Raw genomic sequence first — 20,386 nt, 5'->3', positions numbered from 1 at the left:
TCATGCAGGCTGCGGGCACCCGGGGGAACGACCCTTGCGCTTTCCTCGCCACCCCTTGCCGACTCTTGACCTAGATCACCTCCCACACCCCCTCTGAGCTGCGGTGATGTGTTTCGGCTGCGACACGGGAGAATGGTGGGGTGAGTCGAGTCATCGCGGGGATCGCAGGAGGAAGACGGCTGGCCGTGCCACCGGGGAACCGGACGCGGCCCACCAGCGACCGGGCCAGGGAGGCGATCTTCTCCACGGTGGGGTCGCTGCTCGGCTCGCTGGAGGGGGCGCGGGTGCTGGACCTGTACGCCGGGTCCGGCGCCGTCGGGCTGGAGGCGCTGTCGCGGGGGGCGTCCCACGCGCTGCTGGTGGAGTCCGACGCCAGGGCCGTCAGGACCATCAGGGCCAACATCTCCGCCCTGGGCCTGCCGGGGGCCGAGGTGGCCGCCGACAAGGTCGAGCGGGTGCTCGCCAGGGGCCCCGCGGAGCCGTACGACCTGATCTTCGCCGACCCGCCCTACGCGGTGACCGCCGAGGCGGTGGACGCGGTGCTGGGACAGCTGCGCGACCACGGCTGGCTGGCCGCGCACGCCCTGGTGGCGGTGGAGCGGGAGAGCAGGGGAAAGGACCTGGTGTGGCCCGAGGGCTTCGAAGAGGAGAGGGTCCGTCGTTACGGCGAAGCGGCCGTTTGGTACGGTCGCGCCGCCGGGAATCCGTAAACCTGGGGGTTCGCCTTGCGTCGCGTCGTCTGTCCGGGGTCCTTCGATCCCGTCACCAACGGTCATCTCGACATCATCGGCCGGGCCTCCCGGCAATATGACGAGGTCGTCGTCGCCGTCCTGATCAACATCGAGAAGAAGAGCCTGTTCACGGTCGAGGAGCGCATCGAGATGCTCCAGAGCGTGACCAAGGAGTACGGCAACGTGCGCGTGGACAAGTTCCACGGCCTGCTCGTGGACTACTGCAAGCAGCAGGAGATCCCCGCGATCGTCAAGGGCCTGCGCGCGATCAGCGACTTCGACTACGAGCTGCAGATGGCCCAGCTCAACTACCGGATGTCGGAGGTCGAGACGCTGTTCATGGCGACCGGGCCCGAGGTGTCGTTCCTGTCGTCCAGCCGGATCAAGGAGATCGTCCGGTACGGCGGGGACGTGTCCGGTCTCGTCCCGGACCTCGTCCACGACCTGCTGGTCGAGCGCCTGCGGGGCTGATCGGCCCGGCCGCCGGCCCGTGCTCCGCGCCCGGGCCGAGCGGCGTTCGCAGGACAGGGTCGCGGTCCTGGTATTCTCTTATTTCGGCCTTGCACGACGGCGATGATTCGCCATGCCTGATGAGAGCGTAATGACTCTGCACCTTGATCCCCGAGCCCCCTGGGTGGTCTCCACCCATGATCTGGGGCGGCGACCGGGATCGATGCGCGAGATGCATCTCACTCTCCCGGCACCAGCGGACGTCGGCGTCGACATGATCGGCATCCCCAAGGACGCCGACGTGAAGCTGGACCTCCGGCTTGAGGCGGTCATGGAGGGTGTGCTCGTCACGGGCACGGCGCGGTCCCCGCTGCGGGGGGAGTGCGCACGGTGCCTGGAACCGGTCACCTCGGAAACCGAGGTGTCGTTCCAGGAGCTGTTCTTCTACTCGGCTGAGGATGCAGCCGAGGACGACTCGCTTCTCGACGGTGAACTGCTCGATCTCGAGCCCACCTTCCGCGACGCGGTGGTGCTCACGCTGCCGTTGAGCCCGCTCTGCAGTGAAGACTGCACCGGGCTCTGCTCGCAGTGTGGGGTCAGGCTGGCCGACGCCGAGCCCGACCACGGACACGAGGTCATCGACGCCCGCTGGGCCAAGCTGCAAGGCCTGGTACCGGAACATAACAACGATCAGGAGAGCTGACGTGGCTGTCCCCAAGCGCAAGATGTCGCGGAGCAACACTCGCTCCCGCCGGTCGCAGTGGAAGGCCGCCGCGGTCTCGCTCGTGAGCTGCCCCCAGTGCCGCTCGCCGAAGCGTCCGCACATGGCGTGCCCGACCTGCGGCACCTACAACCGCCGTCAGGTGATCGAGCCCTCCGCCTGATCGCATTCTGACTGACGGATGCCGGCCGGGGGCTCACCGCCCTCGGCCGGCGTCACCGTCTCCACACCGATGCGATGGCGGTCCGCCCGCGGCTGTGGTGGACGCCGGGGTTCGCGGCGACGCGTGCCCTCCCGGCGCCCACCACGTCTTCGGGGTCATCAGGGTTTCCAGGCACTTCCGACTTCTTGCCTCGCCATCGCGCACCTGCTGAACATTCGCGCGAGGAGAAGACGTGGCAACAAGTGTGAAGCCCGTGGCGGTCGAGGTCGCCAGGGACGAGCTGGAGCGGATCCTGTCCGTGCGACTGGACGTCGCGATCCTGGAGCGTGCGCTGACCCACCGCTCGTACGCCTACGAGAACGGCGGCCTGCCGACCAACGAGCGCCTGGAGTTCCTGGGCGACTCGGTGCTGGGCCTGGTGGTCACCGACACCCTCTACCGCAACCACCCCGACCTGCCCGAGGGCCAGCTGGCCAAGCTCCGGGCCGCGGTGGTCAACATGCGCGCGCTCGCCGACGTGGCCCGCAACCTGGGCCTGGGCCGCTTCCTGCGGCTCGGCCGGGGCGAGGAGGGCACCGGAGGACGCGACAAGTCCTCGATCCTGGCCGACACCCTCGAGGCCCTCATCGGCTCGGTCTACGTCAACAAGGGCCTGGACGAGTCCTTCCGCGTCGTCCACCTGCTCTTCGACGCCCTCATCACCCGCTCGGCCTCGCTGGGCGCCGGGCTCGACTGGAAGACCTCCCTTCAGGAGCTGACCGCCTCCGAGTCGCTCGGCGTGCCCGAGTACCACGTCGAGGAGAGCGGGCCCGACCACGCCAAGTCCTTCACCGCGGTGGTGCGCCTCGGCGGCGAGGAGTACGGCGCGGGCTCCGGCCGCTCGAAGAAGGAGGCCGAGCAGCAGGCGGCCGAGGCCGCCTGGAACCGCATCAGGGCCGCCCAGGAGAAGCAGGCGGCCGGCTGACGTCACCGGGGGCCGTCCCCGGGATCCCGTTTCCCGAAGGAGGGACGCATGCCCGAGCTGCCCGAGGTGGAGGTCGTACGGCGCGGCCTGGAACGCTGGGTGTCCGGGCGGACCGTGGCCCACGCCGAGGTGTTCCACCCCCGGGCGATCCGGCGGCACGTCCCCGGAGCCGAGGAGTTCGTCTCCCGGCTGCGGGGTCGTACGGTCGGCGCCGCCCAGCGCCGCGGGAAGTACCTGTGGCTGCCGCTGGACGGCTCCGACGCCGTCCTGGCGCACCTGGGGATGAGCGGGCAGCTGCTGGTGACCGATCCGGGCTCGCCCCCGGAGAAGCACCTGAGGATCCGCCTGAGCTTCACCGACGGCGGTCCGGAGCTGCGCTTCGTCGACCAGCGGACCTTCGGTCACGTGCTGGTGACCGCGCTGGCCGACTCGGCGGGCCGGCCGGTCCCCGAGCCGATCACCCACATCGCGGCGGACCCGTTCGAGGAGCACTTCGACGCCGGCGTGTTCGCCCGGCGGCTGCGCGCCCGGCAGACCGAGATCAAGCGGGCGCTGCTGGACCAGTCGCTGGTAAGCGGGATCGGCAACATCTACGCCGACGAGGCCCTGTGGCGGGCCGGGCTGCACGGCTCGCGGCCCACGGAGAGACTGACCGGGCCGAAGATCGCCGAACTGCTGGACGCCGCCCGCGAGGTGATGTCCGAGGCCCTCGCCGAGGGCGGCACATCTTTCGACAGTTTGTATGTGAATGTCAATGGGGAGAGCGGCTACTTCGACCGCTCGCTGGCCGTGTACGGCCGGCGTGACCTGCCCTGTCGCAGGTGCGGCACCCCGATCGTCCGCGAGTCGTTCATGAACCGTTCGTCCTACAGTTGTCCCCGCTGCCAGCCCCCGCCGCGAGGCCTCCGTACCCCCGGGAGGGCGGGATCGTGACGGACGTTCGGCTGACCGCCTGGGTCAGGGGGCGGGTGCAGGGCGTGGGTTTCCGCTGGTGGACGCGGGCGCGGGCGCTGGAGCTCGGCCTGGTCGGCTGGGCGAGGAACACCGCCGACGGCCGGGTCGAGGTCGTGGCGGAGGGGCCGCAGGAGGCCGGGGAGAGGCTCCTGGAGCTCCTGCGGGGTTGCCATACGCCGGGGAAGGTGGATGGAGTTGTGGAACGCTGGAGCGAAGCCAAAGGTGATTTAGTGGGTTTTGCGGAGCGCTAGCCCTTCCCCTAAACCGATACATAAGGTATATTTAGCCGTCGAGAGTGCCCACAGGTGCATCCATGCGGAGTGTTCAACTTGACCGTCTCCCTCACCGGTGCGACTCTTGATAAGAACCACGCGCACCCCTCCCGCGGCAAGAAGTGCGCGAACCAGTCTGGTCACTCAGCGTGGAGGACCCTTTACCATGGCGAAGGCTCTACTCGGCCACGTCGGCGGTCCCGACCCTCGGATGGTCTCGGAAATGCGCCGTCTCCAGCAGCGCATCCGTGACCTGGAGGCAGAGCTCACCCGGCTCCAGGCCCAGAACGAGGAGCTCACGGCCAACAACCGTGATGAGACGTTCACCCGCCTGCAGGATCGCGAGCCGGCTCTCACCTAGAGCCTGTTCCTCCAGCCCCACGCCTGCTGCGCGGCGCGGGGAATTGTGGAACGGGCCTCGAGACCGGGGCTGAAAAAACCGTCCAGGGACGCCTCCACAAGGGCGTCCCTTGTCATGTCACCCTTCAGATGTCACGTCATGTTGTGACTGTCGCGTCACGTTGTGACGTGGCGTGACAGGAAGGCCAGCTGGTCGGGCAGGATCCGCCGGCGGTAGGCCGTGTCGTCGCATCCGCGCGATATGCCGCCCTCGGCCGGTGCGCCCAGGGCCTGCAGACCCTTCAGCATCGTCACTGTCTGCTGCGCCCATCCGTCGGCGTCCCCGCAGCCCAGCCAGACGGGGATGTCCACCAGCTCCCGCAGCGGCGCCCGCGCCGCGGTGACGGCCGGCGAGGCCGCCGCCACGGCCGCGACCTGCTCCCCGCCCAGCTCGGCGGCCAGCCGCAGCGCTCCGGCGCCCCCGGCCGACCAGCCCAGCAGGCCTATGCGCCGGGTGTCGAGGCCGCAGCCGTGCAGATAGGGCAGGAGCGTGCCGGTCAGGTCGGCGGAGGGCCAGTCGTCGACTGAGGCCACCGCGAAGCGCTCGCCGCCCGCCGCGAGATAGCGGTCGACGGCGTACCGGTCGAACGGGGTCAGCGCGTCGCCCCCGGTCTCCTGCAGCATGATCACCACGGGGATCCGGCCCCGCGCGTTCGGCGGGAACCCGATCACCACCCGGCGGCCGTCCAGGGTGGCCTGCTGGCGGGCCCCCGGGGCCGTGTCCGGGGGATCGGGCGACCTGCCGCACCGGATCTGCCCGTAGGCGTCGCGGACGCCGTCCGGTCCGATGAGGGCGACGCCTCCCAGGCCTGCCAGCGCCAGCCCGCCGGTGAGTAGAAAGCCTCTGCGTTTGAGGGGCTTTTTCCCACTTCGAATGGGTTGTGGAGCTTCCCCCTCGCCGTGTTCCGCATCCATGCAGGGCACCATAGGCCGTGCACGGGCGGGCGCGGGCGAAGAACGGTAGTCTTCCCCTCGCACGGCCACAGGGGATGAGGGGGTTTCCATGTATTTGAAGACCCTCACCCTGCGCGGCTTCAAGTCCTTCGCCTCGGCCACCACCCTGCGCTTCGAGCCCGGCATCACCGCCGTCGTGGGCCCCAACGGCTCGGGCAAGTCCAACGTCGTCGACGCACTGGCCTGGGTCATGGGCGAGCACAGCGCCAAGTCGCTGCGCGGCGGCAAGATGGAGGACGTCATCTTCGCCGGGACCTCCTCGCGGGCCCCGCTGGGCCGCGCCGAGGTCACGCTCACCATCGACAACTCCGACGGCGCCCTGCCGATCGACTACACCGAGGTGACGATCAGCCGCCTGATGTTCCGGGCCGGCCAGAGCGAGTACGCCATCAACGGCGACACCTGCCGCCTGCTCGACATCCAGGAGCTGCTGTCGGACTCCGGCATCGGCCGCGAGATGCACGTCATCGTGGGCCAGGGCCAGCTCGACCAGGTGCTGCACGCCGGTCCGGAGGACCGCAGGGCGTTCATCGAGGAGGCCGCCGGGGTCCTGAAGCACCGCAAGCGCAAGGAGAAGGCGCTGCGGAAGCTGGACGCCATGCAGGCCAACCTCAACCGCGTGCAGGACCTCACCGCCGAGCTGCGCCGCCAGCTCAAGCCGCTGGGCCGCCAGGCCGAGATCGCCCGTAAGGCCGCCGTCATCCAGGCCGACCTGCGCGACGCCCGGCTGCGCCTGCTGGCCGACGACGTGCTCATCCTGCGGACCACCCTGGAGCGAGAGGCCGCCGACGAGGCCGCGATCCTCGCCCGCCGCAGGGCCGTGGAGGAGGAGCTGGAGCAGAGCCAGCAGAGCGAGGCCGAGCTGGAGCAGGCGGAGGCCGAGGCCCAGCCCCGCCTGGCCGCGGCCCAGGAGGCCTACTTCCGGCTCTCCTCGATCCGCGAACGGCTGCGCGGCCTGGCCGGGCTGGCCGCCGAACGGCACCGCCACGCCGCCGAGGGCGCCGTGGAGCGGCGCGGGCGCGATCCGGAGGACTACGAGCGCGAGGCCGAGGAGATCCGCGAGCAGGAGCGGGTGCTGGACGAGCTGCTCGACCAGGAGCGCGAGACCCTGGCCCGCGCCGTGGCCCGCAGGACCGAGGCCGAGGGGGCGCTGGCCGCCGAGGAGCGCCGGCTGACCGCCGAGGCCCGCGCCGCCGCCGACCGCCGCGAGGGGCTCGCCCGGCTCCGGGGCCAGGTCGGCGCGGTGCGCAGCCGCGCGGACGCCGCCGAGGAGGAGATCGGCCGGCTGGCGCGTTCGCTGGCCGAGGCCGAGCGGCGGGCCGAGCTGGCCGAGGCCGAGCACGCCGGTCAGGAGCAGGCCGACCCCGCCGCCGACCCCGCCCTCGCCGAGGAGCTGGAGACGGCCCTGGAGGCCGTCGAGGAGGCCAGGCACGCCGTCGAGACGGCCAAGGCCGTGGTGGAGGAGGCCAAGGCGGCCGTCGCGGGTCCGAACGCGGCGCTGGGCTCCGCCCGAGCCGCCCTGACCGCCGCGCGTGCCGCCGACCAGGAGGCGCAGCGCCAGGCCGCCGCGCTGGAGGCCCGCGCCGAGGCGCTGGAGCTGGGCCTGTCCAGAGGCGCCGACGGCGGCGCCGCGCTGCTGGCCGCCGACCTGGCCGGGGTGCTGGGCCCGGTCGCGGCGACGATGACCGTACGGCCGGGCGCCGAGGTGGCCGTGGCCGCCGTGCTCGGAGCCGCGGCCGAGGCGGTCGCGGTGGAGTCGCTGCAGAGCGCGGTGGACGCCCTGGAGTTCCTGCGGGCGGAGCAGGAGGGCCGGGCGGCCCTGCTCGTGGCCGCCGGAGGCCCGCCGCCCCCGGCCGGACCGGTCCCGGTGCCCGGGGCCGAGTGGGCGGCCGACCTGGTGACCGTCCCCGCCGAGCTGCGGGCGGCCGTCTCCCACCTGCTGGCCGACGTGCTGGTGGTCGACGACCTGCAGGCGGCCAGGAAGACGGTCGAGCAGTGGCCGCACCTGCGGGCCGTGACCAAGTCCGGAGACCTGCTGGGCTCCCACGCCGTCACCGGCGGGGGAGCCGCGGGCTCCTCCGCCCTGCAGATGCGGGCCGCGCTGGACGAGGCGGCCGCCGACCTGGCGCGGGCCCGCCTCGCCGCCGAGCGGACGGCGGCGGCCATGGAGGAGGCCGCCCAGGCCGAGGAGGAGGCCCGGCTCGCCGTGGAGGCCGCCCAGGCCGGGGTGGCCGAGGCCCAGACGGGTGTGCAGACCGCCCAGTCCGGCGTCAACGCGGCGCAGGCCGCGCTGGACGCCGTCCGGTCCAGGCAGCGCGACGCCGACCAGCGGGCCGCCGCCGCGGCCCGGCGGCTGGCCCAGCTCGGTGCCGCGGCCACGGCCGCCCGCGAGGAGTGCACGCGCCTGGCCGCGGGTGTGCGGGCCGCCGAGGAGGCGCGCGGGCGAAGCATGGCCGAGCTGGCGGAGCTGGAGGAACGGCTCGCCACCGCGGAGGGCGCCGCGGAGCCGGAGGCCGAGCCGGGCACCGAGATCCGCGACGAGCTCGCCGAGGTCTGCGAGGTGGCCCGGCAGTCCGAGATGGAGGCCCGGCTGGCCGTGCGCACGGCCGAGGAACGCGTCAGGGGCCTGTCCGGCAGGGCCGAGGGGCTGATGCGGGCGGCGGCGCGCGAGCGCGAGGAGCGGGCCAGAGCGGCCGAGCTGCGCGAGCGGCGCCTGCGGCAGGCCCGTCTGGCCCAGGCGGTCGTCCGGGGCGCCGAGCGCGTTCTCAGCGCGCTGGAGGCCTCGCTCACCGCGGCCGCCGCCGAACGCGACGAGGCCGAGCAGGCGCGCGGGCAGATCGACGCCGCGCTCAAGACCGTCCGGGCCCGGGTCCGTGAGCTGACCGGTGAGCTGGACAAGCTGGTGAACCGGGTGCACGGCAGCGAGATGGCCAGGACCGAGCAGCGGCTGCGCCTGGAGCAGCTGGAGACCCGCGCCGTCGAGGAGTACGGCGTCGAGCCCGAGACCCTCATCGCCGAGTACGGTCCCGACGAGCCGGTGCCGTCGGCCGACGGCGAGCCGGTGCCGTACGTCCGCGAGGAGCAGGAGAAGCGGGCCAGGGCGGCCGACCGGCAGATGGCCCAGCTCGGCAAGGTCAACCCGCTCGCGCTGGAGGAGTTCGCGGCCCTGGAGGAGCGGCACGCCTTCCTCACCTCGCAGCTGGAGGACCTCAAGAAGACCCGCCGCGACCTCCTGCTGGTCGTCAAGGAGGTCGACGAGCGGGTCGAGCAGGTGTTCGCCGCCGCCTACGAGGACGTGGCCCGCGAGTTCGAGACGATCTTCACGCGGGTGTTCCCCGGCGGCGAGGGCAGGCTGGTGCTCACCGACCCGGAGAACATGCTGACCACCGGCGTCGAGGTCGAGGCCCGGCCGCCGGGCAAGAAGGTCAAGCGGCTGTCGCTGCTGTCGGGCGGTGAGCGCTCGCTGACCGCGGTGGCGTTCCTGGTGGCCATCTTCAAGGCCCGGCCCTCGCCGTTCTACGTGATGGACGAGGTCGAGGCCGCCCTGGACGACACCAACACCCAGCGGTTGCTGACCCTCTTCGAGGAGCTGCGCCAGACGTCGCAGATCATCATCATCACCCACCAGAAGCGGACGATGGAGATCGCCGACGCGCTGTACGGCGTGTCGATGCGGGGGGACGGCGTCACCCAGGTCATCAGCCAGCGGCTCCGGGAGCAGGAAGCCGTCTGAGCGGGCGGGTCTCCGTCCGGGAAAACGCCGTGCGGCGGGCCGGAGGTCGGACTAGGACTCTCCGTCTGGGAAACTAGGCGGTTGTGGAGAGCTATCTCGGCCTGATCCTGGTCATCGCCCTCGTCGTCGTGCTGACGGCGGGCGGCATGTTCCTGCTGTTCCGGCAGTCGCGCAAGGCGCCCCCGCCGGTCAAGCCGCCCGAGGCCCCGCCGCTGCCTCCCCGGGAGCAGGCGCCGCCCAGGGGCGCCGTCAAGGAGGACGAGGCGACGACGACCACCGTCCCGCCCCCGGCACGGACGATCGAGCCTCCGGTCGCGCCGGAGATCGAGGTCCCGCCGCCGTCGGCCGGCCGGATGGTACGGCTGCGCGCCCGCCTGGCCCGCTCGCAGACCACCCTCGGCAAGGGACTGCTGGAGCTGCTCTCCCGCGACCGTCTCGACGACGACGTCTGGGACGAGATCGAGGAGACCCTGATCGGCGCCGACGTGGGCATCGCACCCACCCAGGTGATGGTCGAGGAACTGCGCACGCGCGTGAAGGTACTGGGCAGCCGGACCCCCGAGGAGGTGCGGGGCCTGCTCAAGGAGCAGTTGCTCGCCCAGATCGGCCCCGACATGGACCGCACGCTGCACGTCGTCAAGCACGGCGAGCGCCCGGCGGTGGCCCTCGTGGTCGGCGTCAACGGCACCGGCAAGACCACCACCACCGGCAAGCTGGCCCGCTCGCTGGTCGGCGACGGCAAGCACGTCGTGCTCGGCGCCGCCGACACCTTCCGCGCCGCGGCCGCCGACCAGCTCCAGACCTGGGGCGACCGGGTGGGCGCCGAGGTCGTGCGCGGCCCGGAGGGCGGCGACCCGGCCTCCGTGGCGTTCGACGCCGTGGCCAAGGGCATGGAGGTCAAGGCCGACGTGGTGATCGTGGACACCGCGGGCCGCCTGCACACCAAGACCGGCCTGATGGACGAGCTCGGCAAGGTCAAGCGCGTCATCGAGAAGAAGGCCACGGTCGACGAGGTGCTGCTCGTCCTCGACGCCACCACCGGCCAGAACGGCATGCGCCAGGCCCAGGTGTTCGCCGAGGTCGTCAACATCACCGGCATCGCCCTGACCAAGCTCGACGGCACCGCCAAGGGCGGCATCGTCATCTCCGTCCAACGCGAGCTGGGCGTCCCCGTCAAGCTCGTCGGCCTCGGCGAGGGCCCCGACGACCTCGCCCCCTTCGACCCCGAGGTCTTCGTCGACGCCCTCCTCGGCGACTGACCCGCCGCCCAAGGGCGCCGACCCGCACCGCCCCTCTCCTCGCCGCACCGGCGCCATCGAATGCCATCGGTGCAGCGGGCAGAGGGGCGCCGTGTTTCACGGCCCCGCACTGACGCGGCGTTTCTTTCCCCGTGCCGCCGGGGTCAGGCGTGGGGGCGGGTGCCGATGGGGACGACGAGGGGGGTGCCGGCCACGGGGTCTTCGATGACCTTGGCGTCGAGGTCGAAGACCTCCGCCAGCAGTGACTCGGTGAGGACCTCGGAGGGGGTGCCGGCGGCGACGACCTTGCCGGCGCGCATGGCGACCAGGCGGTCGGCGTAGCGGGCGGCGAGGTTGAGGTCGTGCAGGACCATCACGACGGTGCGGCCGAGCTCGCCGTGGAGTCTGCGGACCAGTTCCAGCACCTCGATCTGATGGGCCAGGTCCAGGAAGGTCGTCGGCTCGTCGAGCAGCAGCAGGTCGGTGCCCTGGGCCAGGGCCATGGAGATCCACGCGCGCTGGCGCTGGCCGCCCGACAGCTCGTCCAGGGGACGCTCGCCCAGGTCGCCCAGGCCGGTCATGGACAGCGCCTCGCCCACCGCCGCCTCGTCGTCGGAGGACCACTGCCGGTACCACGTCTGGTGCGGGTGCCGTCCCCTGGCCACCAGGTCGGCCACGGTCAGGCCCTCGGGAGCGGTCGGCGCCTGCGGGAGCACGCCCAGGATCCTGGCGACCTCCTTGGTGGGCATGCGGTCGATGCGCTTGCCGTCCAGCAGGACCTCCCCGCCGGAGGGCTTCAGGAGCCGGCCCAGCGCGCGCAGCAGGGTGGACTTGCCGCACCCGTTCGGCCCGATGATCGTGGTGACCGTCCCGGCCTCGATCCCGAGATCGAGACCGTCGACGACGACGCGATCGCCGTAGCCGAGCCTGACGTCGACGGCCTGCAGCCTCATGAACGGGCCTCCTTGCGTGCGCGGATGAGGAGATAGATCAGGTAGGGGGCGCCGAACACCGCGGTGACCACACCCACGGGCAGCTCGACGGGGCTGAAGACGGTGCGCGCGACCAGGTCGGCGGCGGTGGTCAGGACGGCGCCGGTCAGCGCGGAGACCACCAGCGGCGGCTGGGCCACCCCGGCCAGGCGCAGCGCGATCTGCGGGGACGCCAGCGCGACGAAGGCGATGGGCCCGGCCGAGGCGGTGGCGACCGCGGCCAGCAGTACGGCGGCGAGGATCATCAGGCCGCGGGCGAGGTTCATCCGCACACCCAGGCCGGTCACGGTGTCGTCGCCGAAGCGCAGCGCGCCGAGCGAGCGGGTGCCGAGCAGCGTCAGCGGGACGAGGACGAGCAGGGCCAGCGCGGTCGGGTGGACGTGCTCCCAGCCCCGGCTGTTGAGCGAGCCGCTGATCCAGACCATGGCCCGGCTGCTGTCGTTGACGTCGCCGATGGTCAGCAGCCAGTACTTGACGTTGGTGAACACAGCCGTCACGCCGATCCCGACCAGTACCAGGCGGTAGCCGTCCAGGCCCCTGCGCCAGGCCAGCAGGTAGACGGTCAGCGCCCCGGCCAGACCCCCGGCCAGGGCCGTCAACGGGATGCCGAACGCCGCCAGGTCGCCGCTGGGACCGCCCGCGGTGCTGCCCGCGCCGACGATGACCGCGACCACGGCCACACCGGCCCCGGTGGTGACGCCCAGGATGTCGGGGCTGGCCAGCGGGTTGCGGGCGACGGCCTGGGTGATCGCCCCGGCCAGGGCGAGCGCCGCGCCGACCAGGGCGCCGGTCAGGGCACGGGGCAGGCGCAGCTCCATCACGACGAAGTGGTTGGGGCCGTCGCCGGTGATGGCCTGGAAGACCTCGGCGACCGTCATCGGGATGTCCCCGATGCGGATGTTGAGGGCCATCGTCAGCGTCACGGCCGCCAGCAGGACCAGGGAGACGGTGACGGAGCGCAGGCGCAGCAGCCATGAGGCGGGCCCGACGCGCAGCGCGCGCTCGTGCGGGAGCCGTACCCGGGCGGGTGCCGGAGAGGTCGCGGGGGTGGCCGGACTCTCCGCCGGGGAGGTCTCGGGAGCGGGGGGCTTCACAGGCGGACCGGCTTCCTACGGCGGACCAGGGCGACGAAGAAGGGCGCGCCGAGCAGCGCGAGCACGACGCCGACCTCCAGCTCTCCCGGGCGGGCGACCACCCGGCCGACCACGTCGGCCAGCAGCAGGGCGCAGGCGCCCATCAGCCCGGAGTACGGCAGCAGCCAGCGGTGGTCGGGCCCGGAGAGCGGGCGGGCCAGGTGGGGGACCATCAGGCCGACGAAGGAGAGCGCGCCGCAGGCCGCGACCGAGGCCCCGCTCAGCAGGGTGACCGCGGCGACGCCGACCGCGCGGGTCACGGCGATGTTCTGGCCCAGGGCGCGGGCCACGTCCTCGCCGAGGGAGAGCGTGTTCAGGCCGGGCGCGTTGATCAGCGCCAGCAGCAGGCCGGCGCCGATGAACGGGAGCACCTGCCACACGACGTCGCCGCCGCGGGCGGCGATCGAGCCGGCCTGCCAGAACCGGAAGACGTCCATGGCCTGCTCGTCCATGAGCACCATGGACGAGGTCAGGGCGTAGAGGAAGGCGCTGACGGCGGTGCCCGCGAGGGCGAGGGTCACCGGGGTGGGACCGCCCCGGCCGCCGACCATGCCGAGCGCGAAGACGCCCACGCTGGCGATCAGCGCCCCGGCCAGGCCGAACCAGATGTAGCCGTAGAGGCTGGTGACGCCGATGACCATGATGCTCAGCACCATGGCGAAGGCGGCGCCCTGGGTGACGCCGAGCAGCCCGGGGTCGGCCAGCGGGTTGCGGGTGTGACCCTGCATGAGGGCGCCGGCCACACCGAGCGCGATCCCGGCCAGCACGCCGATCGCGGTCCTGGGGATGCGCAGGGAGCGGACGATGATGTCGTTCTCGGTGCCGGTCGGCGCGGTGATCGCGTGCCAGACCTCGGGCAGCGGGACGGGCTTGGCGCCGGTCGAGACGCTCAGCACGACCGCGACCATGAGCGCCGCGAACAGTCCGGCGAGGACGAGCAGGCGGCGCCGGTAGGTCGCCCGCACCCCGCCGGGTGCGGGTGGCCGCGGCGGGGCCAGCGCTGTGCTCACGTCGTTCCTCTCGGTTGCCGGATCCCGTCCGAGTATGCCAGGTTAGGTATAGCTAAGCTAAATAAGGCTTACCTAACCTGGCTGAAAGGATCCCTGATGAGAGCGTTGCGTGCCCTGTCCGTGGGTGTGGCGGCAGCCGTACTCTCCCTCGGCCTGGCCGCGTGCGGGTCGGGCGACACCTCCGCAACCGCCGCCGGCAGCGCCTCTCCGGCCCCGGCGGGCAGCGGCGGCACGTCGTCGTACCCGCGTACGGTGAAGCACGCCATGGGCGAGACGCAGATCCCCGCCCAGCCCAAGCGGGTCGTCGCCCTCGACCAGAGCTTCGTCGACGCGGTGCTGACGCTGGACACCGAGGTCGTCGGCTACACCGTCTACCGGGGGATCGACGAGAAGCTCCCCGACTATCTGGCCCCGGTCATGGACCAGGCGCAGAACATCAAGGTGGTCGGCACGCTGGAGGCGCCGAGCCTGGAGCAGATCATCGCGCTCAAGCCCGATCTGATCGTCTCGGCCAAGATCCGCCACGAGGCGCTGTACGACAAGCTCACCCAGATCGCGCCGACCGTGTTCAGCGAGACCACCGGCGCCATCTGGAAGGACAACCTCCGGCTGATGGGTCAGGCCCTGGGCAAGGAGACGCTCGCCGACGAGCGGATCAAGGCCTACGAGGACCGGGCCGCCAAGGTCGGCGAGTCCATCAAGGCCAAGGAGGGCGAGATGCCCACGGTCTCCGTCGCCCGCTTCACCAACGAGCCGACCGTCCGCCTGTACGTGGAGAACTCCTACTCCGGCCTGGTGCTCAAGGACGTCGGCTTCCCGCGCCCCGAGGGGCAGCCGAGCACCACTGAGACGATCATGGTGCCGATCAGCGAGGAGAACATCCCGCAGCTCGACGCCGACCACATCTTCGTCGTGTCCTACCCCGACCCGGAGATCGAGGCCGTCCAGAAGCGGTTCCAGTCCAACCCGCTGTGGGGCAAGCTCAAGGGCGAGCAGCACGTGGTCGACGACGTCACCTGGATGAGCGCCGTGGGCATCCAGGGCGCGCACGTCATGCTCGACGACCTCGCGAAGATCTTCGAGGTGGACCCGGCCAAGGCCTCCTGACCCCGGGTCCGGCCCGCCGGACGACTTCCCGATGAGCCCGGCGCCCCGTGAGGGGGCGCCGGGCTCATCGGCGTCACGGCGGGGCGTCACGGCGGGGCGTCATGGGCCGGTCAGGAAGCCGCGGAACTCCTCCAGATGGAGGCCGATGTCCAGGCCGCGCTCGGCCAGCCAGGCGTCGTCGTCGTAGGTACAGCTGTAGCGCTCGCCGCCGTCGCAGATCAGCGTCACCACGCTGCCCCGCTCACCGGCCTCGCGCATCTCCTGGATGAGCTGTACGGCCGCCGCCACGTTGGTGCCGGTGGAGCCGCCGACGTGGCGCCCGGTGACCTCGCGGACCCAGCGCATCGCGGCGATGGAACGCGCGTCGGGCACCTGGATCATGCGGTCGATCACGCTCGGCAGGAAGGACGGCTCGACCCGGGGGCGGCCGATGCCCTCGATCCGGGAGCCGGGGGCGGTGACGGTGTCGTCGCCGGAGGTCCACGACGGGTAGAAGGCCGAGCCCTCGGGGTCCACCACGGCCAGCCGGGTGGGGTGGCGGCGATAGCGGATGTAGCGCCCGATCGTGGAGGAGGTGCCGCCGGTGCCCGCGCCGACCACGATCCAGGCGGGCTCGGGGTGGGGCTCCATCGCCATCTGGTTGAAGATGCTCTCGGCGATGTTGTTGTTGCCGCGCCAGTCGGTGGCCCGCTCCGCGTAGGTGAACTGGTCCATGAAGTGCCCGCCGGTCTCGGCGGCCAGCCGCCGGGACTCGGAGTAGATCGTCCCCGGGTCGTCCACCAGATGGCACTTGCCCCCGTAGAACTCGATCAGGGCGATCTTCTCGGGTGAGGTCGAGGCCGGCATCACCGCGATGAACGGCAGCCCGAGCAGCCGGGCGAAGTACGCCTCGCTCACCGCGGTCGAGCCGCTGGAGGCCTCCACCACCGTGGTCGAGGGGCCGATCCACCCGTTGGCCAGGCCGTACAGAAAAAGCGAGCGTGCCAGGCGGTGCTTAAGTGAACCGGTGGGGTGGACTGACTCGTCTTTCAGATAGAGGTTTACTCCCCAGTGCCCGGGAAGCGGAAAGACGTGGAGATGGGTGTCACAGCTACGGTTGGCGTCGGCCTCGACCCGGCGGATGGCCTCGGCCGTCCAGTCCCGGGTCGCGAAGTCGTATCTATCCAGGTGGCGCATGTCATCAAAAGTAGCCCTAGCAGGGGCTATGTGAGGATAGACACAATCTCTAGGAAATCGAGCAAAGGATGTTACCCTATTGAGATTCGACCGACTGTAGAGCGTGCCGCATCCGCTCACGGAACGGTCACAGATGGACCTCTTGTCCGGACGGAACTCTTAACGACTCCCTTACGGAGCCGATGGGAGCATCGGCAAGGCTGCCGGGAAGGGTGCATCGCACCCGAGCCGTGCGGCATCGGGGGAAAGGTACCTAGGGGGATGAGATGATCTCGATGAGCGAGGAGCAGCGGCAGGACTGGTTCGAGCGCGACGTCGTGCCCGTGACCGGCCAGCTCTACGCGTCCGCGATGCGTCTGACCCGCAACTCCGCCGATGCCGAAGACCTCGTGCAGGAGACGGTCACCAAGGCGTTCACCTCGTATCACCAGTTCCGCGAGGGCACGAACCTCAAGGCGTGGCTGCACCGGATCCTGACCAACAACTTCATCAACGAGTACCGCAAGAAGCAGCGCTCGCCCAAGCTCTCGGCCACCGAGGACATCGAGGACTGGCAGCTCGCCGCGGCCGAGTCCCACAGCTCCACCGGGCTCAAGTCCGCCGAGACCGAGGCGCTGGAGCAGCTGCCCGACACCGTCGTGATGAACGCGCTGCGCTCGCTGCCCCAGGAGTTCCGGGTGGCGGTCTACCTCGCCGACGTCGAGGGGTTCGCCTACAAGGAGATCGCCGAGCGGATGGGCACCCCCATCGGCACGGTCATGTCCCGCCTGCACCGCGGCCGCCGCCAGCTGCGGATCATGCTGGAGGACTACGCCCGCGAGGAGGGCGCCCTCCGGCTGCCCGAGCAGCGCCAGGCCGCCTGACAGACCCGCGAGAAGGGCGGCACGGGTCAGCGCAGGGACATGCGCAGGCGGATCCGTACCAACCCGGGAGAGCTGCGTATCTCCACCCGGTCGCAGAGCTGCCGGCTGATCCACAGCCCGTAGCCGTGCTGGGACTCCGGCTCCGGCGGGCCGTACCCCGCCAGAGGGTCGTCCAGGCCCCCGCCGGAATCGGTGATCTCGCACACGAGCTCGTCCCCCTCCACCCACAGGGCGGCTCGCCCGTGCCCGGCGCCGTGCTCCACGCTGTTGGCCGCGACCTCCGAGACGCTCAGCACCAGTGAGCCGGTCAGCTCGTGGTCCAGCCCGGCCCGCCGCGCGTGGTCGGCCACGACCAGACGCAGGTGCGTCAGGTTCTCCGGGGCGAAGGAGACGACGGTCGCCGATCCGGGCGGATCCCCGAAGGGCAGCTCGTCGTCCGGGAGCCTGAACCGCTCGGGCGGCACGTACAGGCCGCTGGGCTCGACGTCCCCGGCGTCCAGGTACCGGGGATGCACGCGTAGAAGATCGTCGGGCGCGGCCCCCCTCTCGTAGAGGCACCAGACGGCCACCGGGAGCCGGGCCAGCACGGCGTTGATCGCCGACTCGTAGCGGATCCACTCACGCGCCTCGGCGTCAGTCCTGCCCGCCCAGTACACCTCGCCGACGATCAGGGACGGTCTCCGCTCGCGCACGTAGTCGTGGTAGGCGGAGAGCGTGCGCATGGGGTGGCCGTACCACCGGTGGGAGGGCTGGCGGTCCACCCGCCGGGCGTCCTCGCCCAGGGTCTCGGTCAGCAGGTCGAGTTTGCGCTCGCACGTGACCACCAGGACCCGCTGCCCATCACGCAGTCCCCCCACGACGAGATCCGGGATCCGGTGGAGGAACTCCTCGTCTGAGCCGTACGCGACAGCGGTGTGCGCGAACGGCCCGGAGTCGAGAGGGGCCCGCTCGGGCTGCACGGGCATGACCGTAGCAAGCGCTTGACTCCGGCACAACAAGGTCAGCTCGCGGCGATCAGCGCGACCGCGGCGAGGGTGACCCCGATCCCGGTCGCCTGGACGGCGTTCAGCCGCTCCTTCAGCACGTACCGGGCCAGCAGCAGGGTGCTCGCCGGGTAGAGCGAGACCAGGACGCCGACCAGAGTGAGCATGCCGCGCTCCTGGGCAAGGACGAACAGGACGTTGGCCACCATGTCCAGGACCCCGGCCACGACGATGATCCCCAGCGCCCCCGAGCCGGGCCGCAGCGAGCGCCCGGTGGCCACGGCCAGGGCGGCGATGAGCAGGACCGAGGCGAGCCGCGCGCCGAACAGCGGCCACATGCCGCCGCCCTCCGGGGCCTGGGAGAGCAGGACGAAGAACCCGCCGAAGCCCGCCCCCGCGGCGAGCGCGCTCAGGGTCGCGCCGCGGTCCCGGACGGCCGCGGCCGGGGAGGAGTCCCGGCTGACCAGCAGCACCGCCAGCAGCGCCAGCGCGACGCCGCCCAGCGCCATCGGCTCGGGACGCTCCCCTGCCGCCAGCCCGAACAGCACCGGCAGCGCCGCGGAGGTGGTGGCGGTGACCGGCGCCACCACCGACATCACGCCCGTGGCGAGGGCCCGGTAGAACAGCACCAGGGCCACGCCCCCGGAGACGCCGGCGGCCATGCCCCAGGCCAGCCCCTCGGCGGTGGGCGCCCCGGGAAGGAACGGCAGCAGCCCGGCGACCAGTGCGAGACCGGCCAGCTGGGAGAGCACCACCACCGCCATCACCTGCGACCGCCGGGTGGCCAGCCCGCCGAAGAAGTCCGCCGTGCCGTACACCAGAGCACAGGCCGTCGCCAGCACCACCGCGGTCATCATCCACCTCAGTTCATCAGAGTGAACTATTAGTACAACACATGGAGTGCACTACAGTGCAAATCGAGTTCACTAAACTGAACTCATGGACCCCGAGACGATCACCGCCGCGATCGCCAACAACGTCCGCGCGCAGCGCGCCCACCGGCAGATGACGCTCGACGAGCTCGCCGCGCGGTCGGGGGTGAGCCGGGGCATGCTGGTCCAGGTCGAGCAGGGCAGGACCAACCCCAGCATCAACACGCTCACCCGCATCGCCGACGCCCTCGGCGTGACGGTCGCCCGGATGGTCGAGGTCTCCGACACGCCCGTGGTGCGGGTGGTGAACGCCGCCGACGTGGTCACCTTCCCGCACGGTGAGGCGAGTACGGCACGCCTGCTGGTCGGCACCGACGCCCCCGCGATCCTGGAGCTGTGGGACTGGTGCCTGGCCCCCGGCGAGCACCACGACGGCGACGCCCATCCGCCGGGCACCCGCGAGATGCTGACCGTCCTGGAGGGCGAGCTGACCCTCACGGTGTACGGCAGGAGCCATGTGATCGGGACCGACGGGGCCGTCCTGTTCAGCGCCGACCGCCCGCACCGGTACGCCAACGAGGGCGGGAGCCCTCTCAGGTTCGTGATGGTCGTCACCGAGCCGAGGGAGACGCCCGACCACTGATCCCGTCAGGTGATCGGTGGGGGGATCGGCGAAAAGAGTGCTACAAAAACGACATTTGGGTATATAGCTCCAGGCTATGTGGTCCGGTTGGCGCGTTGATACACCGGATCGCACCCTGACATCTCCACCATGGTGGGAGGATCCGGTCCCGGTTCTGCGGGGGGACGTGGCCGGAGAGTCATCCATGCGCGCCCCCGCTCTGCTTTCGGGGGGAAGCGTGCGGGTGTGGGTCTTGCCGATGGCGTTCCTCATCGGGTTCACGGGTGTGGCCGGCCCTCCGGCCGACCCCCCGGCCGACCCCGGGGCGCCGGGAGAGGCCGCGTCGGCCGGCGGGCTCGTCGCCGTCCTGCCGCAGCGGCCCGGACCGCCCGAGCTGCCCACCCCGCCCCCGGCGCGTGCGACGGACTGCGCCAAGACCAGGTGCGTGGCGCTGACCTTCGACGACGGCCCGGGCGAGCACACCGGCGCCCTGCTCGACACCCTCGCCGCGCACCGGGCCAGGGCGACCTTCTTCGTGCTCGGCGGGATGGTCGAGCAGAGCGGCGGGGAGGACCTGCGCAGGATGGTGACCGACGGGCACGAGCTGGGCAACCACGGCTGGAGCCACACCGCGCTCACCGGCCTGTCGAGGAGCGGCATCAGGTCCGAGCTGCGCCGTACCCAGGAGATCGTGGAGCGGGAGACCGGGGTGAGGATGACCCTGATGCGCCCGCCGTACGGCGCCACCGACGAGCGCGTGGCCGCGGAGAGCCGCAGCCAGGGGCTCGCCCAGATCCTGTGGAGTCTCGACACCATGGACTGGCGCGACCGTGACGTCGCGGTCGTGAGCCGCCGCGCCGCCAAGGCCACGTCCGGGTCCATCGTGCTCATGCACGACATCCACCTGACGACGGTCAAGGCGGTCCCGAAGCTGCTGGAGAACCTCGCGGGCAAGGAGTTCACGTTCGTGACGCTGTCGGAGCTGTACGGCGGAGCGCCGTCGCCGGGCAGGCGTTACACCCGGCGCTGACCCGGCGGGCCGGCGGTTC

The 20,386-nt window shown here is 71.7% G+C and carries 21 protein-coding genes; 14 read left to right on the top strand and 7 right to left on the bottom strand.

Annotation, left to right across the window (positions count from 1 at the left end; genetic code table 11):
- The first annotated feature begins 140 nt into the window (after nt 1-140).
- The 8 genes from rsmD (at nt 141) to Psi01_RS15095 (ending at nt 4,616) form a co-directional block, all read left to right on the top strand.
- Nucleotides 141-710: a 16S rRNA (guanine(966)-N(2))-methyltransferase RsmD gene (gene rsmD / locus Psi01_RS15130; protein WP_204064632.1), complete on the top strand. Its 570-nt coding sequence runs from the start codon at nt 141-143 to the stop codon at nt 708-710.
- A 15-nt stretch (nt 711-725) separates the two neighbouring features.
- Nucleotides 726-1,202: a pantetheine-phosphate adenylyltransferase gene (coaD, locus tag Psi01_RS15125; protein WP_204064631.1), complete on the top strand. Its 477-nt coding sequence runs from the start codon at nt 726-728 to the stop codon at nt 1,200-1,202.
- Between the two features lie 130 nt (nt 1,203-1,332).
- Nucleotides 1,333-1,884 (top strand): YceD family protein, encoded by a 552-nt coding sequence (locus Psi01_RS15120; protein WP_204064630.1) that lies wholly within the window; start codon nt 1,333-1,335, stop codon nt 1,882-1,884.
- A 1-nt stretch (nt 1,885) separates the two neighbouring features.
- Nucleotides 1,886-2,065, top strand: coding sequence for a 50S ribosomal protein L32 (gene rpmF / locus Psi01_RS15115; RefSeq protein ID WP_068926486.1), 180 nt, complete (start codon nt 1,886-1,888; stop codon nt 2,063-2,065).
- Between the two features lie 280 nt (nt 2,066-2,345).
- On the top strand, nt 2,346-3,029 hold the full coding sequence (gene rnc, locus Psi01_RS15110; RefSeq protein ID WP_239127742.1) for a ribonuclease III: 684 nt from the start codon (nt 2,346-2,348) through the stop codon (nt 3,027-3,029).
- Between the two features lie 48 nt (nt 3,030-3,077).
- Entirely contained in the window at nt 3,078-3,962 is an 885-nt protein-coding gene (mutM, locus tag Psi01_RS15105) for a bifunctional DNA-formamidopyrimidine glycosylase/DNA-(apurinic or apyrimidinic site) lyase (protein WP_204064629.1), read from the top strand.
- On the top strand, nt 3,959-4,234 hold the full coding sequence (locus Psi01_RS15100; RefSeq protein ID WP_204064628.1) for an acylphosphatase: 276 nt from the start codon (nt 3,959-3,961) through the stop codon (nt 4,232-4,234). The genes mutM and Psi01_RS15100 overlap by 4 nt, the downstream gene beginning before the upstream one ends.
- A 187-nt stretch (nt 4,235-4,421) precedes the next feature.
- Nucleotides 4,422-4,616 (top strand): hypothetical protein, encoded by a 195-nt coding sequence (locus tag Psi01_RS15095; RefSeq protein WP_203875107.1) that lies wholly within the window; start codon nt 4,422-4,424, stop codon nt 4,614-4,616.
- Between the two features lie 155 nt (nt 4,617-4,771).
- On the opposite strand, the gene Psi01_RS15090 is transcribed toward Psi01_RS15095, so the two are convergent.
- A complete protein-coding gene (locus tag Psi01_RS15090; RefSeq protein WP_204064627.1) occupies nt 4,772-5,569 on the bottom strand; it encodes an alpha/beta hydrolase in 798 nt (265 codons plus the stop codon).
- 88 nt (nt 5,570-5,657) lie between these two features.
- Here Psi01_RS15090 and smc point away from each other — a divergent pair, with 88 nt between their 5' ends.
- Together smc and ftsY are read left to right on the top strand one after the other, a co-directional pair.
- Nucleotides 5,658-9,341 carry a chromosome segregation protein SMC gene (gene smc, locus Psi01_RS15085; RefSeq protein WP_204064626.1) on the top strand — a complete coding sequence of 1,228 codons (3,684 nt, stop codon included), beginning with the start codon at nt 5,658-5,660 and terminating at the stop codon, nt 9,339-9,341.
- Nucleotides 9,342-9,424: 83 nt separating this feature from the next.
- Nucleotides 9,425-10,600 carry a signal recognition particle-docking protein FtsY gene (gene ftsY, locus Psi01_RS15080; protein ID WP_239127693.1) on the top strand — a complete coding sequence of 392 codons (1,176 nt, stop codon included), beginning with the start codon at nt 9,425-9,427 and terminating at the stop codon, nt 10,598-10,600.
- A gap of 143 nt (nt 10,601-10,743) precedes the next feature.
- On the opposite strand, the gene Psi01_RS15075 is transcribed toward ftsY, so the two are convergent.
- Genes Psi01_RS15075 through Psi01_RS15065 form a run of 3 tightly spaced genes read right to left on the bottom strand, consistent with a single transcriptional unit; the run spans nt 10,744 to nt 13,714 of the window.
- Nucleotides 10,744-11,532, bottom strand: a complete 789-nt coding sequence (locus Psi01_RS15075; protein WP_204064625.1) for an ABC transporter ATP-binding protein — start codon at nt 11,530-11,532, stop codon at nt 10,744-10,746.
- The gene (locus Psi01_RS15070; protein WP_204064624.1) at nt 11,529-12,665 is read right to left on the bottom strand and encodes a FecCD family ABC transporter permease; all 1,137 of its coding nucleotides are present in this window, start codon (nt 12,663-12,665) and stop codon (nt 11,529-11,531) included. Before Psi01_RS15070 ends, Psi01_RS15075 begins: the two co-directional genes overlap by 4 nt.
- Nucleotides 12,662-13,714 (bottom strand): FecCD family ABC transporter permease, encoded by a 1,053-nt coding sequence (locus tag Psi01_RS15065; RefSeq protein ID WP_204064623.1) that lies wholly within the window; start codon nt 13,712-13,714, stop codon nt 12,662-12,664. Before Psi01_RS15065 ends, Psi01_RS15070 begins: the two co-directional genes overlap by 4 nt.
- A 96-nt stretch (nt 13,715-13,810) precedes the next feature.
- On the opposite strand from Psi01_RS15065, the gene Psi01_RS15060 reads away from it, so the two are divergent.
- Nucleotides 13,811-14,821: an ABC transporter substrate-binding protein gene (locus Psi01_RS15060; protein WP_204064622.1), complete on the top strand. Its 1,011-nt coding sequence runs from the start codon at nt 13,811-13,813 to the stop codon at nt 14,819-14,821.
- A 99-nt stretch (nt 14,822-14,920) separates the two neighbouring features.
- Here the strand turns inward: Psi01_RS15060 and cds1 are convergent, their stop codons facing one another.
- Nucleotides 14,921-15,997 carry an L-cysteine desulfhydrase Cds1 gene (cds1, locus tag Psi01_RS15055; RefSeq protein ID WP_204064621.1) on the bottom strand — a complete coding sequence of 359 codons (1,077 nt, stop codon included), beginning with the start codon at nt 15,995-15,997 and terminating at the stop codon, nt 14,921-14,923.
- A gap of 266 nt (nt 15,998-16,263) precedes the next feature.
- Here cds1 and Psi01_RS15050 point away from each other — a divergent pair, with 266 nt between their 5' ends.
- Entirely contained in the window at nt 16,264-16,860 is a 597-nt protein-coding gene (locus tag Psi01_RS15050; protein WP_204064620.1) for a sigma-70 family RNA polymerase sigma factor, read from the top strand.
- A gap of 26 nt (nt 16,861-16,886) precedes the next feature.
- On the opposite strand, the gene Psi01_RS15045 is transcribed toward Psi01_RS15050, so the two are convergent.
- Together Psi01_RS15045 and Psi01_RS15040 are read right to left on the bottom strand one after the other, a co-directional pair.
- Nucleotides 16,887-17,825 carry an anti-sigma factor RsbA family regulatory protein gene (locus Psi01_RS15045; RefSeq protein WP_204064619.1) on the bottom strand — a complete coding sequence of 313 codons (939 nt, stop codon included), beginning with the start codon at nt 17,823-17,825 and terminating at the stop codon, nt 16,887-16,889.
- A 35-nt stretch (nt 17,826-17,860) separates the two neighbouring features.
- Nucleotides 17,861-18,700: a DMT family transporter gene (locus Psi01_RS15040; RefSeq protein ID WP_239127684.1), complete on the bottom strand. Its 840-nt coding sequence runs from the start codon at nt 18,698-18,700 to the stop codon at nt 17,861-17,863.
- An 82-nt stretch (nt 18,701-18,782) separates the two neighbouring features.
- On the opposite strand from Psi01_RS15040, the gene Psi01_RS15035 reads away from it, so the two are divergent.
- Nucleotides 18,783-19,358 (top strand): helix-turn-helix domain-containing protein, encoded by a 576-nt coding sequence (locus Psi01_RS15035; RefSeq protein WP_204064618.1) that lies wholly within the window; start codon nt 18,783-18,785, stop codon nt 19,356-19,358.
- A gap of 184 nt (nt 19,359-19,542) precedes the next feature.
- The gene (locus Psi01_RS15030) at nt 19,543-20,367 is read left to right on the top strand and encodes a polysaccharide deacetylase family protein (protein WP_239127682.1); all 825 of its coding nucleotides are present in this window, start codon (nt 19,543-19,545) and stop codon (nt 20,365-20,367) included.
- The last annotated feature ends 19 nt before the right edge of the window (nt 20,368-20,386 follow it).

Source organism: Paraplanobispora siamensis (genome assembly GCF_016863175.1).
In the GTDB taxonomy this organism is placed as follows: domain Bacteria; phylum Actinomycetota; class Actinomycetes; order Streptosporangiales; family Streptosporangiaceae; genus Planobispora; species Planobispora siamensis.
The sequence above is the reverse complement of the archived record's forward strand: the minus strand, read 5'-3'. Positions and strand labels throughout refer to the sequence as shown.

Coding starts and splice junctions, on each gene's coding strand:
- Psi01_RS15050 (WP_204064620.1), top strand. CDS start 16,264: ATGATCTCGATGAGCGAGGAGCAGCGGCAGGACTGGTTCGAGCGCGAC.
- Psi01_RS15060 (WP_204064622.1), top strand. CDS start 13,811: ATGAGAGCGTTGCGTGCCCTGTCCGTGGGTGTGGCGGCAGCCGTACTC.
- Psi01_RS15030 (WP_239127682.1), top strand. CDS start 19,543: ATGCGCGCCCCCGCTCTGCTTTCGGGGGGAAGCGTGCGGGTGTGGGTC.
- Psi01_RS15090 (WP_204064627.1), bottom strand. CDS start 5,569: ATGGATGCGGAACACGGCGAGGGGGAAGCTCCACAACCCATTCGAAGT.
- Psi01_RS15040 (WP_239127684.1), bottom strand. CDS start 18,700: ATGATGACCGCGGTGGTGCTGGCGACGGCCTGTGCTCTGGTGTACGGC.
- smc (WP_204064626.1), top strand. CDS start 5,658: ATGTATTTGAAGACCCTCACCCTGCGCGGCTTCAAGTCCTTCGCCTCG.
- cds1 (WP_204064621.1), bottom strand. CDS start 15,997: ATGCGCCACCTGGATAGATACGACTTCGCGACCCGGGACTGGACGGCC.
- mutM (WP_204064629.1), top strand. CDS start 3,078: ATGCCCGAGCTGCCCGAGGTGGAGGTCGTACGGCGCGGCCTGGAACGC.
- Psi01_RS15075 (WP_204064625.1), bottom strand. CDS start 11,532: ATGAGGCTGCAGGCCGTCGACGTCAGGCTCGGCTACGGCGATCGCGTC.
- Psi01_RS15035 (WP_204064618.1), top strand. CDS start 18,783: ATGGACCCCGAGACGATCACCGCCGCGATCGCCAACAACGTCCGCGCG.
- Psi01_RS15095 (WP_203875107.1), top strand. CDS start 4,422: ATGGCGAAGGCTCTACTCGGCCACGTCGGCGGTCCCGACCCTCGGATG.
- Psi01_RS15045 (WP_204064619.1), bottom strand. CDS start 17,825: ATGCCCGTGCAGCCCGAGCGGGCCCCTCTCGACTCCGGGCCGTTCGCG.
- Psi01_RS15120 (WP_204064630.1), top strand. CDS start 1,333: ATGACTCTGCACCTTGATCCCCGAGCCCCCTGGGTGGTCTCCACCCAT.